Genomic DNA, 13206 nt, shown 5'->3' with positions numbered 1-13206 from the left:
GACCGCTTCATGCTGACACGGATTGCAAACCTCGTGACCGCGCCTCTGCGCGTGGTTACCGAATGGGGGCAGGGGCTGGCAGCGCTGGCCGGGCTGGCCGGGGCCGGGGTGACCGCGGCGCGCGCGCCGGGCGGCTTCAAGGTCAATGCCGGGGCGGTGTTTGCCGCGCCCGCCATGCAGCGCAAGGTCTTCGATGCGCTGCGCGCCTTCCTGCCCAACATCGGGCTCAGCCGGGTGCTGGTGAAATCCTATGACAACAGCGGCACGGTGGTGGTGACCCGGCGCGCCGATGTTCTGGACGTGCTTTACCGCGATGCGGATTTCGAGGTGGTCTACGGCCCCCGGATGCGCAAGCTGACCGATGGCGACAACTTCTTTCTGGGGATGCAGCCGGGTTGGGAGTACACCCGCGACACCTCGGCCATGCGGCTGGCCGCGCGCCGCACCGATGTGGCCGGGATCGTGCTGCCGCGGGCTGCGGAACTGGCCGCCCAGATCGTGGCCGACAGTGGCGGCACGCTGGATCTGCCCCCCACGCTGACGCTGCAGGTGCCCTGGGACATGACTGACCGCTACTTCGGCACGGGCGGGCCGGACAGTGCCACCATGCAAGGCTGGACCACGACGCTGTTCTGGTACCTGTTCGGCGATCTGGGCGCCGATCCCGAACTGGACGCGAAATCCATGGCGGCGGCGGGCGAGATGCGTGCCTGGCTGGACGGGGCAATCGCGGCCCGCAAGGCCAGCCCGACCGAGGGTGAGGACATCCTCAACCGCTGCCTGGCGCTGCAATCGGCGGATACGCCGGGGATGAGCGATCTGGGCATTCGCAACAACCTTCTGGGCCTGCTGATCGGCGCGATTCCGACCATTTCCAAGGCCAGTTGCCTGGCACTGGACGAGCTTCTGAACCGCCCCGAGGCCCTGGCCGAGGCGCAGGCCGCCGCCCGCGCCGGCGATGACGCCAAGCTGGCCGCCTGCATTTGGGAGGCACTGCGCTTCAACCCGCACAACCCGGTGATTTATCGCCGCGCGACGCGGGATTGCGAGATCGCCTCGGGCACCTTCCGGCGGCTGAAGGTGAAGAAAGGGCAGATGGTCTTTGCCGCCAGCCTGTCGGCCATGTTCGACCGCGCGGCCATTGATCAGCCCGGCGTCTTCCGCACCGACCGGCGGTTCGAGGAGTACATCATCTGGGGCACCGGGATGCACATCTGTTTCGGGGCCGCCATCAACGAAGCGGTGATCCCGGCCATCCTGAAGCCCGTGCTGGCGCAGAAGAACCTGCGCCGGGCCGAGGGCGAGGCCGGGCAGATCGACACCGGGGATACCCCTTTCCCGCAGCATTTCACCGTCGCCTTCGACCCGGCATGAGGGCTCTTCAATGACCAAGCCGCCGTTCATGGTCACCCTTCTGCCCAGCGTCGACGTGGATCTGGGGCGCTGGCTGATGCAGCACTGGGGGGTGGCCTATACCGAGCGGCCCCACGCCCCGGTGTTCCACATCCTGGCGCTCAAGTACTGGGGGTTCGGCAAGGACGACTACCCGCTGCTGATCGACGGCGAGACCCGGACACCCACCATTGAAAAACTGGTGGCGGCCTTCGATGACAAGGCGCCCTCAGGCAAACGTCTGGTGCCCGATCCACAGGCCGAGCCCAAACTGCACGCCGAGGTCATGGATCTGCAACACCGCATGCGCTACGACATGGGCGAGGGCACGGTGCATTGGGCCTATTTCCACTTCCTGCAACACAAGAAACTGGTCTGGCCCAGCCTGACCACCGGCGTGCCGTGGTATGAAACGGCCTTCATGTCGATGGGCGGCTACGGCGTCATCAAGTCCCTGATGTTCAAGGGGCTGGGCTTGAGTCCGGAAGATGCCGAAAAGGCCCTGACCCGCATCAAGGCCGCCTGGGACGAAATCGACGCACGGCTGGCGGATGGGCGCAAGTACCTGTGCGGCGACCGCCTGACGCTGGCCGATCTGGCCTTCGCCACCTCGGGCGCGCCGATGATCGTGGCGCGCGGATACGGGGGCCACCTGCCCCAGATGGCGGCGCTGCCCCCCGAGATGCGCGCGGTGATGGAACCGCTGCGCGACCGGCCCGCGGGCCGGTTCATCCAGCGGATCTACGACGAGGCGCGTTTGGCCTGAGCCGCGGCACGGGCCGCCTTGACGCGGCGGATCTCGACCGTGGCGCGGCCGATCATATGCGCGGCGATGGGGGCGGTCAGCAGCAGGAACAGGATGGTGGCCACGGCCTTGGTGGTGACGCTGGCATTTTCGAAATGCAGCGCCGCCGCCGCCAGGGTCAGGGCGCTGCCCAGCGTGCCCGCCTTGGTCGAGGCGTGCATCCGGTTCAGCACATCGGGCAGTTTCAGCACCCCAAGCCCCGCGATGAAGGCGAAGGCGCCTCCGGCCAGAACGAGGATGCCGGCGATGATCTCGATCATGACAGGTTCCTCGGGGCGGGGTCTTTTTCCGTGTGCTGGGGTTTGACGGCTTCGGCCTCGATCTGCTCAGCGGGCGGCGGCACCGGCTGCGACGATTGCCGCAGCATCGACCGTTCGGCAAAGCGCGCCAGCGCCACAGTGGCCAGGAAGCCGATCAGCGCCAGCACCAGCGCCACGTCCAGAAACGCCGACGCCTCGGACCGGATCGCGAAAAGCGCGCAGAAGGCCACGATCGACACCGTCATCATGTCGAGCGCCACCACCCGATCCGAAAACGATGGCCCCTTGAACAGCCGGATGAAGCCCAGCACCAGCGAGACCATCACCAGCGTGAACCCGGCCTCGGTGCACCAGTAGAAGAAGTTTTCCGGGGTCATTCCTCGAATACCCTCCGTACCATGTGTTCCATGCCCGATTTCAGGTCGGCGATCACCTGCTCGGGATCGTCGCCGAACATGGCATGGACATAAAGCGTCTTGCGATCGGGCGAGACATCCAGGCTGAGCGTGCCCGGTGTCAGCGAGATCAGGTTGGTCACCAGCAGGATCTCAAGATCGGATTTCACGTCCAGCGGCATCTCGATGATCTTGGGGTTCGACAGATCCTGCGGGGTCAGCACATCCCAGGCCACGCGGATGCTGGACACCAGCAGGTCATAGACGAAAAACAGCGCCAGCTGCACGATCCGGATCATCCGCACGAAATACTGCTTGGGCGCATTGTACAGCGGCTGGGTGATCCACAGGGCCGCGAAACCGATCAGATAGCCGGTGATCAGCGCATTGAAGGTGAAGGCCGCCGACAGGGCGCACCAGACAAAGGCCAGCAGCACATTGATCGCGAACAGGTTCATGGCGCGGTCTCCCCCAGGACGGCCGCCAGATAGGCGGACGGATCCAGCAGTTGCGCGGCGGCAGCCTCGGCCAGCGTGATGAAGGGCTGCGGGAAGAAGCCCAGGATCAGGCTGAGCCCGCACAGCGCCACGATCGGTGTCAGCATCCCGACCTTGTCCGGACCCAGGTCATCCACCACCGGCTCGCGCCCATCCGGGTGCGCCTTCCAGAAGGCCTCGGCCCAGATGGTGGTCATCGAATAGATCGTCAGCAACCCGACCGCCAGCGCCACGCCTGCAACCACCCAAGCCTGCACATCCAGCGTCGCCTTGACCAGAAGAACCTTGGCCCAGAAGCCCGACAGCGGCGGAAAGCCGGCCAGCGAAAACGCCGGGATCAGGAACAGCACGGCCAGCAGCGGCGCCGATTTGTACAGCCCGCCGGTGAAGCGCAGGTCAGAGCCGCCCGAAAGACGCTCCATCACGCCGGCGACGAGGAACAGCAGCACTTTCACGATGATGTTGTGCATCAGGTAAAAGATGGCACCGGCCAGCGCCAGCGGCGTGCCGATGGCCAGACCCAGCAGCAAAAAGCCAATAGAACTGATGATCTGATAAGACAGGATGCGCCGCACCTCGGTCTGGGCAAGCGCACCCAGCACCCCGGTGACCATGGTCAGCACCGCCACCCAGATCAGGATGTCTTGGGCGAAGCTGTCCTCGTTATCGAAGATCAGCGTGAACAGCCGCAGCAGTGAATAGACGCCGACCTTGGTCAGCAGCCCGGCGAAGATGGCCGAGACCGCGAAGGTCGGCGTGTGATAGGAGGCCGGCAGCCAGGAAAACAGCGGGAAGGCCGCTGCCTTCATGCAAAAGGCGATCAGGAAGAACACCGAGATGACCGTCAGAACGCCCTGCCGGTCGCTGGCCGCCACCGCGCCGCGCAGGTCGGCCATGTTCAGGGTGCCGGTGACGCCGTAGAGCAGGCCGATGCCAGACAGGAACAGCACCGTCGAAACGAGGTTCAGGGTCACGTATTTCACTGCCCCGTCGATCTGCCGCCGTTCTCCACCCAGTATCAGCAGCCCGAAGGAGGAGATCAGCATGACCTCGAACCAGACATACAGGTTGAACAGGTCGCCGGTCAGGAAGGCACCGGTCACGCCGCCCAGCAGAATCTGAAGGATGGCGTGGAAGCCCAGATTTTCAAGCGTCTGGTCGATCTCGGCGGTGGCGTAAAGGGTGACCGCCAGCCCCGAAATGGCGGTCAGCAACACCATGATCGCCGACAGCCGGTCGGCCACCAGCGTGATGCCGAAGGGCGCGGCCCATTCGCCCATCTGCCCGGCGACCACGTCGACGCTGAGCACCTGTTTCATCAGCGCCAGCGCCGCAAGGACGGCCAGGGCGGATCCGCTCACGGCGATCCAGCGGCCCAGCTCGCGATCACGATACAGGAAGCTGAGAACCGCCGTCACGAAGGGGATCATCAGCGGAAAGACGAGGATCCAGATCATGCGTCCTGCTCTTCTTCGCGCGGTTCGGCTACGCGCATGTCATCGGTTTTCAGGGTGCCAAGATCGGTATAGGCCCGCAGCGTCAGCACCAGCGAAAAGGCGAACAGGCCAAAGCCGATCACCACCGCCGTCAGCACCAGCGCCTGCGGCAGCGCGTTGGCAACCCCCGGAAGCGGGGCCTTTGCGCCCTCGGGCACCAGTGGCGGGCGGCCGCTGGTCAATTGGCCCGAGGTGAAGATCAGCAGGTTGGCGGCGTTCGAAATCAGGGTCAGCCCGAACAGGAACCGCAGCAGGTCGCGTTGCAGCATCAGGTAGATGGCGGCGGCGACCAGCATTCCAACGGTCAGGGACAGGAGCGTTTCCACGTCAGATCTCCTCTTCCAGGGCAAAGACCAGGGTCAGGATCGCGCCCAGCACCACCAGATAGACGCCGATGTCGAAGGCGATGATGTTCGAGATCGGGAAGCCCTTGCTGTCGGGCGTGGCGCCAAGGAACAGCCATTTCCCGGCGAAGGCGGCATTGCCGAACAGCCCCGGTACCAGACCCGAGAGGGCGGCGACGCCCAGACCGACGGCGGCGATCTGCTCGGGGGCGGCGCGCAACGCCCGCCGGGCCTCGGAGGTTCCGTTGGCGATGGCGTAGAGCACGAAGCCCGAGGCACCGATCAGCCCGCCGATGAATCCGCCACCGGGCTCGTTATGGCCGCGCAGCAGCATGTAGACCGAAAACACCAGCAGCAGCGCCACGATGATTCGCGTGGCCGTGGTCAGGATGATGGATTTCATGAGCGTCCCCCCTTGCCGCGCTGGCGCAGCAGAGCCAGTGCCGCCAGAGCCGCGACGGCGACCACCGAGACCTCGCCAAAGGTATCAAAGGCGCGGAAGTCCACCAGGATCACGTTGACGATGTTGCGGCCATAGGCGTCGGGGTAGCTGGCGATTTCGAAGAAATCCGACAGACGGCGGTCGATGGGCTCCGAGACCACGCCCAGCAGGGTCAGGGTCACAAGCGTGCCGACCGTGGCCGCGATGATCCCGTGGAAGACGCGTTCGCGGGGGGCGCTGCGGCGGGGCAGGACCGGCAGGCGCAGGGCGGCCACCGAGAATAGCACCACCACCAGCATCTCGACCAGAAGCTGGGTGATCGCCACATCCGGCGCCGAGAACACGATGAAGATCAGCGCGACCCCGATGCCGACCACGCCCAGACCGGCGATGGCGGCGATGCGCGAGGTGGTGATGATGGTCAGGGCGGTGCCCGCGAAGGTCAGCGCGAAGACCACCAGATGCTTGAACTCGGGTTTCGGGACGGCGATCGGGCCGGGGCCCATGCGCGCATGGATCATGGCGCTGGCCAGTCCCAATGCGATGACGATGAAGACGGTTGTCAGATAGCGGTTCAGGATGCCGGACTGGATCAGCCCGCCCTGCCAGCGGGCAAACCGGCCCAGCCGTGCCAGGAACCCGTCCCAAAGCCCGTCGAAGGTGAACAGCCGGTCGCCGGCGGCTTCCAGCGCGTCGCGCAGGCGGGTGTGGAGCAGGTACAGCAGGATACCGAGGGCAAAGGTGATCAGGCTGAGAATCAGCGCGGCGTTGACCCCCGCCCAGAGGTGCAGGTGCTTGGCCTTGGCCGGATCGCCCAACAGGGCGGCCACCAATGGTGTGGTGACATTGACCTCAAGCATGTGCGGGGCAAGGCCGAACAGCAGGCCCAGCACGCTCAGCAGCACCGGGCCGACCAGCATCGGCCAGGGCGCTTCGGTGATCGGGCGGCCCGGATCGGGCATCCTGTCGGCGGATCCCCAGAACGGACGCAGGGCCACGATGCCGGCGGCAGCGAACATCAGCGCCGAGGCGGCCAATGTGGCCGCAATCAGGATCGGGCCGGCGTTAGGGCTTTCCAGCCCGCCCTTGTAGAGCAATTCCTTGCCGATGAAGCCTATGAACGGCGGCACCCCGGCCATGGACAGCGCCGCCAGACCGGCGGCCACGGTCGTTACCGGCATCTGCCGCATCAGCCCGCCCAGCCGCCGCGCATCGCGGGTGCCGGTGGCGTGATCGACACAGCCGATCACCAGAAACAGCGCCGCCTTGTACAGCGAATGCACCACCAGGAAAGTGGCCACGGCGGTGATCGCGTAAGGATTGGGCGAGGCCAGGAACAACACCAGCGTGCCAAGCGCCATCAGCGTCGTATAGGCCAGCGTCTGCTTCAGGTCGGTCTGCTTGATCGCCATGATCGAGGCGAAGACGGCGGTCACGGCCCCGAAGATCGTCAGCGACCAAAGCCAGGCATCGGTGCCCGACAGGGTGGGATGCATCCGCGCCAGAAGATAGACGCCGCCTTTGACCATGGTGGCCGAGTGCAGATAGGCGCTGACCGGCGTCGGCGCCGCCATGGCATTGGGCAGCCAGAAGTGAAACGGCACCTGCGCCGACTTGGTGAAAGCGCCCAGCAGGATCAGCACCAGAATGCCGCCATACATCGAGTTTTCGCGCAGGATGTCGCCCATGCCGCGCAGTTCCGACAGCTCCATCGTGCCGGTGATCCCGGCGATGATCAGGAATCCCGCCAGCATTGCCAGCCCGCCGAACCCGGTGACGAACAAGGCCTGCAAGGCAGCGCGCCGCGAGTTCTCCGAAGCGTGCGAAAAGCCGATCAACAGGTAGGAGGTGATCGTGGTCAACTCCCAGAACACGAACAATCCCAGCATGTTGTCGCTTAAAACAAGACCCAGCATCGCCAGCATGAAGCTGACCAGATACAGCGAGAACCGCCCGTGCTGGGGATGCCCCTTCAGGTAGCTGCCCGAGAACAGCATTACCATGACGCCGATGCCGGAGATCAGAAGCGCGAAGGTCAGGCTCAGCCCGTCGATGAAGAAACTCAGGTCGACGCTGAGCGAGGGGACCCAGCTGAAGCCGTATCGCAACGTGCCGCCACCGGCGATGGTGGGCAGGGCTTGCAGAAAGATCACGAACAGCGCGGCGGCGATGACCGGCGGAACATATCCGGCAGCGGTCCAACCTTGGCTGGGATGGGGTGCATGGTCAGCCACGGTCGGCTCCTGTCGGGGTCGGGCGTGTCGTCAAAAGGGCATACGCGGGGTAGATACTGACCCGAATATATAGAGCCTTTTCAAAATGACAAAGGGCCCTGCGGCACATGTTGCGCCGCAGGGCCCTTTTTTTGGTCGTTAAGGCGAATGCCTTAGTTGTTCGTGGTAGTGCTGCTGTTGTTCGAACCGTTGTTCACGACAACGGCGCCCAGCACGATCATGCCTGCAGCAATGCCCGCACCCACTTCAGGGGTGATCTGACCACCGAAGTCCTGAGCCTGGGCCGAGGTCGAAACGAGCAGGGCGGCCGTGATGGCCAGTGCAATCTTTTTCATGGTCAACTCCAATCTTTGATGACTTGGCTGTAGATTACTACACGTGTGCAAAGCGTAAAGGGGATTCTTCGCGGTGCAGAAAAAGCGAGGCACATGGGCGCGCATTGTCACCTTGTTGCCGCATTCCGCGCCGGATTGCGGACGCTGCGCGGCGCAACGGCACACCCAACCGGCCTTGCCCGGGGGTGTGCGGCCAATTTCCTGTGTGACGCCCCCGCCTTGCCGGGTTAAAAGGCGCTGAACGGTATGGTGTATGGAGTGAGCGGTGAACGTCGAAGAGACCAAATTGCCAGGCGTGCTGGTCGTGACGCCCCGGCGTTTCGGAGACGACCGGGGGTTTTTCTCGGAAGTCTATAACAAGACGGCCTATTTCAAGGCGGGAATCGCGGTGGAATTCGTCCAGGACAACCACTCGCTGTCCCGCGATGTGGGGGTTGTGCGCGGGCTGCATTTCCAGGCGCCACCCGCCGCGCAGGACAAACTGGTGCGCGTCGGCGCGGGCCGGGTGCTGGACGTGGCGGTCGATATCCGCAAGGGCTCGCCCACCTTCGGGCAATGGATCGCGGTGGAGCTTTCCGCCGAAGCCGGCAACCAGTTGTTCATCCCCAAGGGCTTCCTGCACGGTTTCGCCACGCTGGAGCCGAACTCGGAGCTTTTGTACAAATGTTCCGACTTCTACGCGCCGGATTGTGATGGTGCCGTGCGATTCGACGATCCGGATCTGGCCATCGATTGGGGCATCGACACCGACAAAGCGACCCTGTCCGCCAAGGATGCCGCCGCGCCGCTGATGAAGGACTTCGACAGTCCGTTTGTGTATGAGGGCTGATGCTATGAAAATTCTCGTCACCGGTGGGGCCGGTTTCATCGGGTCTGCTGTCGTGCGTCTGGCCGTCTCGCGCGGGCACGCGATGGTGAACCTGGATGCGCTGACCTATGCTGCCTGTCTCGACAATGTCGCCATGGTGGCTGACAGCCCGCTGTATGCGTTCGAACACGCCGACATTCGCGATGCCGAGGCGCTGAAGCGGATCTTCGCCACACACAAGCCTGATGCGGTGATGCATCTGGCTGCCGAAAGCCATGTGGATCGCTCCATCGACGGGCCGGGGGCCTTCATCGACACCAATGTCATGGGCACCTACCAGATGCTGAACGCGGCGCGCGACTACTGGCTGGCGCAGGGCAAGCCCGAGGGTTTCCGCTTCCACCATATCTCCACCGATGAGGTCTATGGCTCGTTGCCCGCCGACCCTTCGGTGCAGTTCACGGAAACCACGCCCTATGATCCGCGCTCGCCCTATTCGGCATCCAAGGCCTCGTCGGATCATCTGGTGCGTGCCTGGGGCGAGACCTATGGCCTGCCCTTCGTCCTGACCAATTGTTCCAACAATTACGGCCCGTTCCATTTCCCCGAGAAGCTGATCCCGGTGGTCATCCTGAACGCGCTGGCCGGCAAACCGCTGCCGATCTACGGCGACGGGTCGAACGTGCGCGACTGGCTGTTCGTGGAAGATCACGCCGATGCGCTGCTGACGGTGCTGGAAAAGGGCGAAAACGCCCGCACCTACAACATCGGGGGCGAGAACGAACGCTCGAACCTTGACCTCGTCAAGACGCTTTGTGCGATCCTTGATGAAAAGCGGCCCAAGGCGGCAGGGTCCTACGCCGATCAGATCACCTTCGTGACCGACCGTCCCGGCCATGATGCGCGCTATGCCATCGACCCGACGCGGATCCGCACCGAACTGGGCTGGCGTCCCTCGGTGACGGTCGAGGAAGGGCTGGCGCGCACCGTGCAGTGGTATCTCGACAACGAAGACTGGTGGAAAGCCCTGCAAAACCGCGAGGGCGTGGGTGAACGTCTGGGCAAGACCGCATGAAGATCCTCGTATTCGGACGCAACGGACAGGTCGCGCGCGAGCTTCAGCGCCGGGCTGGCGACACGGTGCTGGAGGTCTGCGGCTCGGATGAGGCCGATTTCACGGACACCGCCGCCTGCGTGGCCCGGGTGCAGGCCACTGATGCCGATGCGGTGATCAACGCGGCGGCCTATACGGCGGTGGACAAGGCCGAGGAAGAAGAAGCGCTGGCCACCCGGATCAATGGCGACACGCCAACCGCGCTGGCCGAGGCCTGTGCCGAACGCGGGCTGCCCTTCGTCCATATCTCGACCGACTATGTCTTCGACGGGTCAGGGGAATACCCGTGGTCGGTGGATTCGCCCTCGGGGCCGCTCGGGGCCTATGGACGGTCCAAGCTGGCGGGCGAAATGGGCGTGCGGCGGGCCGGTGGCGCCTATGTCATCCTGCGCACGTCCTGGGTCGTCTCGGCGCATGGCCGGAACTTCGTCAAGACCATGCTGAAACTTGGGGCCGAACGCGACCGGCTGACCATCGTGGCCGATCAGGTCGGCGGGCCCACAGCGGCGGCCGACATCGCCGATGCCTGCCTGGAACTGGCCCGGCAACTGAAGGCGGACCCCGAGACATACGGCACCTATCACTTCAGCGGCGGCCCGGATGTCAGCTGGGCCGATTTCGCGCGCGAGATCTTCCGGCAGGCCGGGATCACCTGCGAGGTTGCGGACATCCCGTCGTCGGAGTTTCCCACACCGGCGCGACGGCCGTTCAATTCGCGCATGGACAACAGCCTGACCGAAAGCGTTTTCGGCATTGCCCGGCCCGACTGGCGGGTGTCACTGGCGGCGATTCTGGCGGATCTCGCAGCCGAGGATGGTACGTGATCCCATCGCCGGCGGCGGCCCCGACCGCCCCGGTGCAATGTGACGCAGCGCGGCGGCCAACGGTTGCCAATTATCCTGCCGCCGGTACAGCGGCACTGTAACAAGGATCCGGGCCGGGCCGATGCGTCCGCCCAAAATGTATTTCTGGGTCGAAGGACAGTCTCACATGACATCGCGCAAAGGCATCATTCTGGCCGGTGGTTCCGGCACGCGGCTTTATCCGATCACGCGCGGCGTGTCGAAACAGTTGCTGCCGATCTATGACAAGCCGATGATCTATTTTCCCATCTCGGTGCTGATGCTGGCCGGCATCCGCGAGATCGCGATGATCACCACGCCGCACGACCAGGAGCAGTTCCAGCGCACGCTGGGCGATGGCAGCCAGTGGGGTGTCTCGCTGGAATACATCGTGCAGCCCTCGCCCGACGGGCTGGCGCAGGCCTATCTGCTGGCCGAGGATTTCCTCGACGGCGCGCCCTCGGCGATGGTGCTGGGCGACAACATCTTCTTCGGTCACGGCCTGCCCGAGCTTCTGGCCTCGGCCGGGGCGCAGGACAGCGGCGGCACGGTTTTCGGGTATCGCGTGGCCGATCCCGAGCGCTATGGCGTGGTTGGCTTCGATGTCGACGGCAAGGCAGAAACAATCATCGAGAAGCCCGAGGTGCCGCCCAGCAATTATGCCGTCACAGGCCTGTATTTCCTGGATGGCAGCGCGCCGGAGCGGGCACGGCAAGTGCAGCCGTCGCCGCGCGGTGAGCTTGAGATTACCTCGCTGCTGGAGATGTACCTGGCCGACGGCACCCTGCGGGTCGAGAAGATGGGCCGGGGCTATGCCTGGCTGGACACCGGCACCCATGGCAGCCTGCTGGACGCGGGCAATTTCGTGCGCACCCTGACCAAGCGGCAGGGGATGCAGGTCGGCTGTCTGGAGGAAATCGCCTGGTCGCAGGGCTGGATCAGCACCGAAACCCTGTTGGACGCGGCCGAGCTTTACCGCAAGAATGACTATGGCAAATACCTGAAGGCGCTGGCCGACAGCGGTGCCGCCTGAGCGCGGCGCGGCCCGTTACGTCGGGGCGCAGGAAAGGACATGACGCGCCGATGATGTTCGATCTTCGAACGCCCCGTGTGATTTCCGCGCTCGTCCTGCGCGAGATGAGCACCACCTACGGGCGCTCGGCGGCGGGCTATCTTTGGGCGGTTGCCGAGCCCGTTGCCGGGATCGCGATCCTCACAGCCGCGTTCAGTTTCATGCTGCGCGACCCGCCAATTGGCAACAGTTTCGCGCTGTTCTATGCCACCGGGCTGCTGCCTTTCTTGATGTACATGGGGGTATCGGGGAAGGTCTCGCAGGCCATCCAGTTTTCGCGTCCGCTGCTCAGCTATCCGCGGTTGACCTTTCTGGACGCAGTGTTTGCGCGCTTCCTGCTGAATGCGATAACGCAACTGGTGGTTGCTTTTTCGGTGCTGGGTGCCCTTCTGCTGGCGCAGGACACCCGTCCGGTCATCGACTTCGGCGCGATCTTTCTGTCCTTTGCCATGGCGCTGTCTTTCGCCTTCGGGATCGGGGCGCTGAACTGCCTGCTGTTTGCCTTTCTGCCGTCGTGGCAGATGATCTGGGCGGTGATGAACCGGCCGTCTTTCCTGATTTCCGGGATATTCTTCACCTATGACAGTATGCCGGCGGTGGTGCAGAAATTTCTTTGGTTCAACCCCCTGATCCATGTGATCGGGCAGATGCGGAAAGGCGTGTACCCGACATATTCCGGGGTCTATGTCACGCCTTGGTACGTCTTCCTCTGCGCGGCCATCCCGGCGGTGGCGGGGATCTTTTTCCTGCGCCGGTATCACAAGAAAATCCTGAACGAGATGTGATCCGTGATGGACAGCTCTGCAGTGCGGCGTTGCGGATGGGGCGGTTGCCAGCCTATGAAGCCTAACACAGTTGGAATGAAGGACCGGCCATGACAGCGGGAGAGGGACAGCCGAAACAGCAAGGCCCTGTGCGGGAGGACTCGGAGGGGCAGGCCCGGCCTGCCGCCGTTGCGCCTGCGTCCCAGAAACCCGCGCAAGCGGGGGCCAAGCCCGCCGGTGGCCAGTCTGCACCGCAAGGCCAGGGGGGCGGAAAACCCGCCGTCGCCCGTCCGGCAGCGCAGCCCGCGCAGCAAGAACCGGCCCCGCAAAGCCAAGGCGCCGCAGCGCCCCAGGGCGGTCAGAAACCGGCCGCCCAAAAGCAACAGGCGCGCCCCGCGCAGGCCCA

The 13206-nt window shown here is 64.6% G+C and carries 15 protein-coding genes; 7 read left to right on the top strand and 8 right to left on the bottom strand.

Features of this window, described 5'->3' with window-relative positions; translation table 11 throughout:
- Nucleotides 1-9 precede the first annotated feature (9 nt).
- Both AB0T83_RS04025 and AB0T83_RS04020 read left to right on the top strand, forming a co-directional pair.
- Nucleotides 10-1374 (top strand): cytochrome P450, encoded by a 1365-nt coding sequence (locus tag AB0T83_RS04025; protein WP_366191759.1) that lies wholly within the window; start codon nucleotides 10-12, stop codon nucleotides 1372-1374.
- 10 nt (nucleotides 1375-1384) lie between these two features.
- The gene (locus AB0T83_RS04020) at nucleotides 1385-2158 is read left to right on the top strand and encodes a glutathione S-transferase C-terminal domain-containing protein (RefSeq protein WP_366191758.1); all 774 of its coding nucleotides are present in this window, start codon (nucleotides 1385-1387) and stop codon (nucleotides 2156-2158) included.
- Here the strand turns inward: AB0T83_RS04020 and mnhG are convergent.
- The 8 genes from mnhG to AB0T83_RS03980 all read right to left on the bottom strand — a co-directional run bounded on the left by mnhG (nucleotide 2134) and on the right by AB0T83_RS03980 (nucleotide 8200).
- Nucleotides 2134-2457 carry a monovalent cation/H(+) antiporter subunit G gene (mnhG, locus tag AB0T83_RS04015; protein WP_366191757.1) on the bottom strand — a complete coding sequence of 108 codons (324 nt, stop codon included), beginning with the start codon at nucleotides 2455-2457 and terminating at the stop codon, nucleotides 2134-2136. The genes AB0T83_RS04020 and mnhG overlap by 25 nt on opposite strands.
- Nucleotides 2454-2834 (bottom strand): MrpF/PhaF family protein, encoded by a 381-nt coding sequence (locus AB0T83_RS04010; protein WP_366191756.1) that lies wholly within the window; start codon nucleotides 2832-2834, stop codon nucleotides 2454-2456. The genes mnhG and AB0T83_RS04010 overlap by 4 nt, the downstream gene beginning before the upstream one ends.
- Nucleotides 2831-3310: a Na+/H+ antiporter subunit E gene (locus AB0T83_RS04005; protein WP_366191755.1), complete on the bottom strand. Its 480-nt coding sequence runs from the start codon at nucleotides 3308-3310 to the stop codon at nucleotides 2831-2833. Before AB0T83_RS04005 ends, AB0T83_RS04010 begins: the two co-directional genes overlap by 4 nt.
- Entirely contained in the window at nucleotides 3307-4806 is a 1500-nt protein-coding gene (locus AB0T83_RS04000; protein WP_366191754.1) for a Na+/H+ antiporter subunit D, read from the bottom strand. The genes AB0T83_RS04005 and AB0T83_RS04000 overlap by 4 nt, the downstream gene beginning before the upstream one ends.
- Entirely contained in the window at nucleotides 4803-5171 is a 369-nt protein-coding gene (locus tag AB0T83_RS03995) for a Na+/H+ antiporter subunit C (RefSeq protein WP_366191753.1), read from the bottom strand. Before AB0T83_RS03995 ends, AB0T83_RS04000 begins: the two co-directional genes overlap by 4 nt.
- Nucleotide 5172: 1 nt before the next feature.
- A complete protein-coding gene (locus tag AB0T83_RS03990; RefSeq protein WP_366191752.1) occupies nucleotides 5173-5592 on the bottom strand; it encodes a Na+/H+ antiporter subunit B in 420 nt (139 codons plus the stop codon).
- The gene (locus AB0T83_RS03985) at nucleotides 5589-7865 is read right to left on the bottom strand and encodes a putative monovalent cation/H+ antiporter subunit A (protein WP_366191751.1); all 2277 of its coding nucleotides are present in this window, start codon (nucleotides 7863-7865) and stop codon (nucleotides 5589-5591) included. The genes AB0T83_RS03990 and AB0T83_RS03985 overlap by 4 nt, the downstream gene beginning before the upstream one ends.
- A gap of 152 nt (nucleotides 7866-8017) precedes the next feature.
- Complete coding sequence (locus AB0T83_RS03980) at nucleotides 8018-8200, bottom strand: hypothetical protein (RefSeq protein ID WP_366191750.1); 183 nt, start codon at nucleotides 8198-8200, stop codon at nucleotides 8018-8020.
- Nucleotides 8201-8465: 265 nt separating this feature from the next.
- Between AB0T83_RS03980 and rfbC the strand changes: the two genes are divergently transcribed.
- The 5 genes from rfbC (at nucleotide 8466) to AB0T83_RS03955 (ending at nucleotide 12821) form a co-directional block, all read left to right on the top strand.
- Complete coding sequence (gene rfbC, locus AB0T83_RS03975) at nucleotides 8466-9029, top strand: dTDP-4-dehydrorhamnose 3,5-epimerase (RefSeq protein WP_366191749.1); 564 nt, start codon at nucleotides 8466-8468, stop codon at nucleotides 9027-9029.
- Between the two features lie 4 nt (nucleotides 9030-9033).
- Nucleotides 9034-10083 carry a dTDP-glucose 4,6-dehydratase gene (gene rfbB / locus AB0T83_RS03970; RefSeq protein WP_366191748.1) on the top strand — a complete coding sequence of 350 codons (1050 nt, stop codon included), beginning with the start codon at nucleotides 9034-9036 and terminating at the stop codon, nucleotides 10081-10083.
- Nucleotides 10080-10946, top strand: a complete 867-nt coding sequence (gene rfbD / locus AB0T83_RS03965; RefSeq protein ID WP_366191747.1) for a dTDP-4-dehydrorhamnose reductase — start codon at nucleotides 10080-10082, stop codon at nucleotides 10944-10946. The genes rfbB and rfbD overlap by 4 nt, the downstream gene beginning before the upstream one ends.
- Before the next feature lie 166 nt (nucleotides 10947-11112).
- Complete coding sequence (gene rfbA, locus AB0T83_RS03960; protein ID WP_366191746.1) at nucleotides 11113-11997, top strand: glucose-1-phosphate thymidylyltransferase RfbA; 885 nt, start codon at nucleotides 11113-11115, stop codon at nucleotides 11995-11997.
- 53 nt (nucleotides 11998-12050) lie between these two features.
- A complete protein-coding gene (locus AB0T83_RS03955) occupies nucleotides 12051-12821 on the top strand; it encodes an ABC transporter permease (RefSeq protein WP_366191745.1) in 771 nt (256 codons plus the stop codon).
- Nucleotides 12822-13206 lie beyond the last annotated feature (385 nt).

The sequence above is a fragment of the Meridianimarinicoccus marinus genome, assembly GCF_040689105.1.
Taxonomy (GTDB): Bacteria; Pseudomonadota; Alphaproteobacteria; order Rhodobacterales; family Rhodobacteraceae; genus Meridianimarinicoccus; species Meridianimarinicoccus marinus.
This window is presented reverse-complemented; position numbering and strand designations above follow the sequence as displayed.

Coding starts and splice junctions, on each gene's coding strand:
- AB0T83_RS03990 (WP_366191752.1), bottom strand. CDS start 5,592: ATGAAATCCATCATCCTGACCACGGCCACGCGAATCATCGTGGCGCTG.
- rfbA (WP_366191746.1), top strand. CDS start 11,113: ATGACATCGCGCAAAGGCATCATTCTGGCCGGTGGTTCCGGCACGCGG.
- AB0T83_RS04000 (WP_366191754.1), bottom strand. CDS start 4,806: ATGATCTGGATCCTCGTCTTTCCGCTGATGATCCCCTTCGTGACGGCG.
- AB0T83_RS03980 (WP_366191750.1), bottom strand. CDS start 8,200: ATGAAAAAGATTGCACTGGCCATCACGGCCGCCCTGCTCGTTTCGACC.
- AB0T83_RS04005 (WP_366191755.1), bottom strand. CDS start 3,310: ATGAACCTGTTCGCGATCAATGTGCTGCTGGCCTTTGTCTGGTGCGCC.
- AB0T83_RS04010 (WP_366191756.1), bottom strand. CDS start 2,834: ATGACCCCGGAAAACTTCTTCTACTGGTGCACCGAGGCCGGGTTCACG.
- rfbB (WP_366191748.1), top strand. CDS start 9,034: ATGAAAATTCTCGTCACCGGTGGGGCCGGTTTCATCGGGTCTGCTGTC.
- AB0T83_RS04020 (WP_366191758.1), top strand. CDS start 1,385: ATGACCAAGCCGCCGTTCATGGTCACCCTTCTGCCCAGCGTCGACGTG.
- AB0T83_RS03955 (WP_366191745.1), top strand. CDS start 12,051: ATGTTCGATCTTCGAACGCCCCGTGTGATTTCCGCGCTCGTCCTGCGC.
- mnhG (WP_366191757.1), bottom strand. CDS start 2,457: ATGATCGAGATCATCGCCGGCATCCTCGTTCTGGCCGGAGGCGCCTTC.
- AB0T83_RS04025 (WP_366191759.1), top strand. CDS start 10: ATGCTGACACGGATTGCAAACCTCGTGACCGCGCCTCTGCGCGTGGTT.
- rfbD (WP_366191747.1), top strand. CDS start 10,080: ATGAAGATCCTCGTATTCGGACGCAACGGACAGGTCGCGCGCGAGCTT.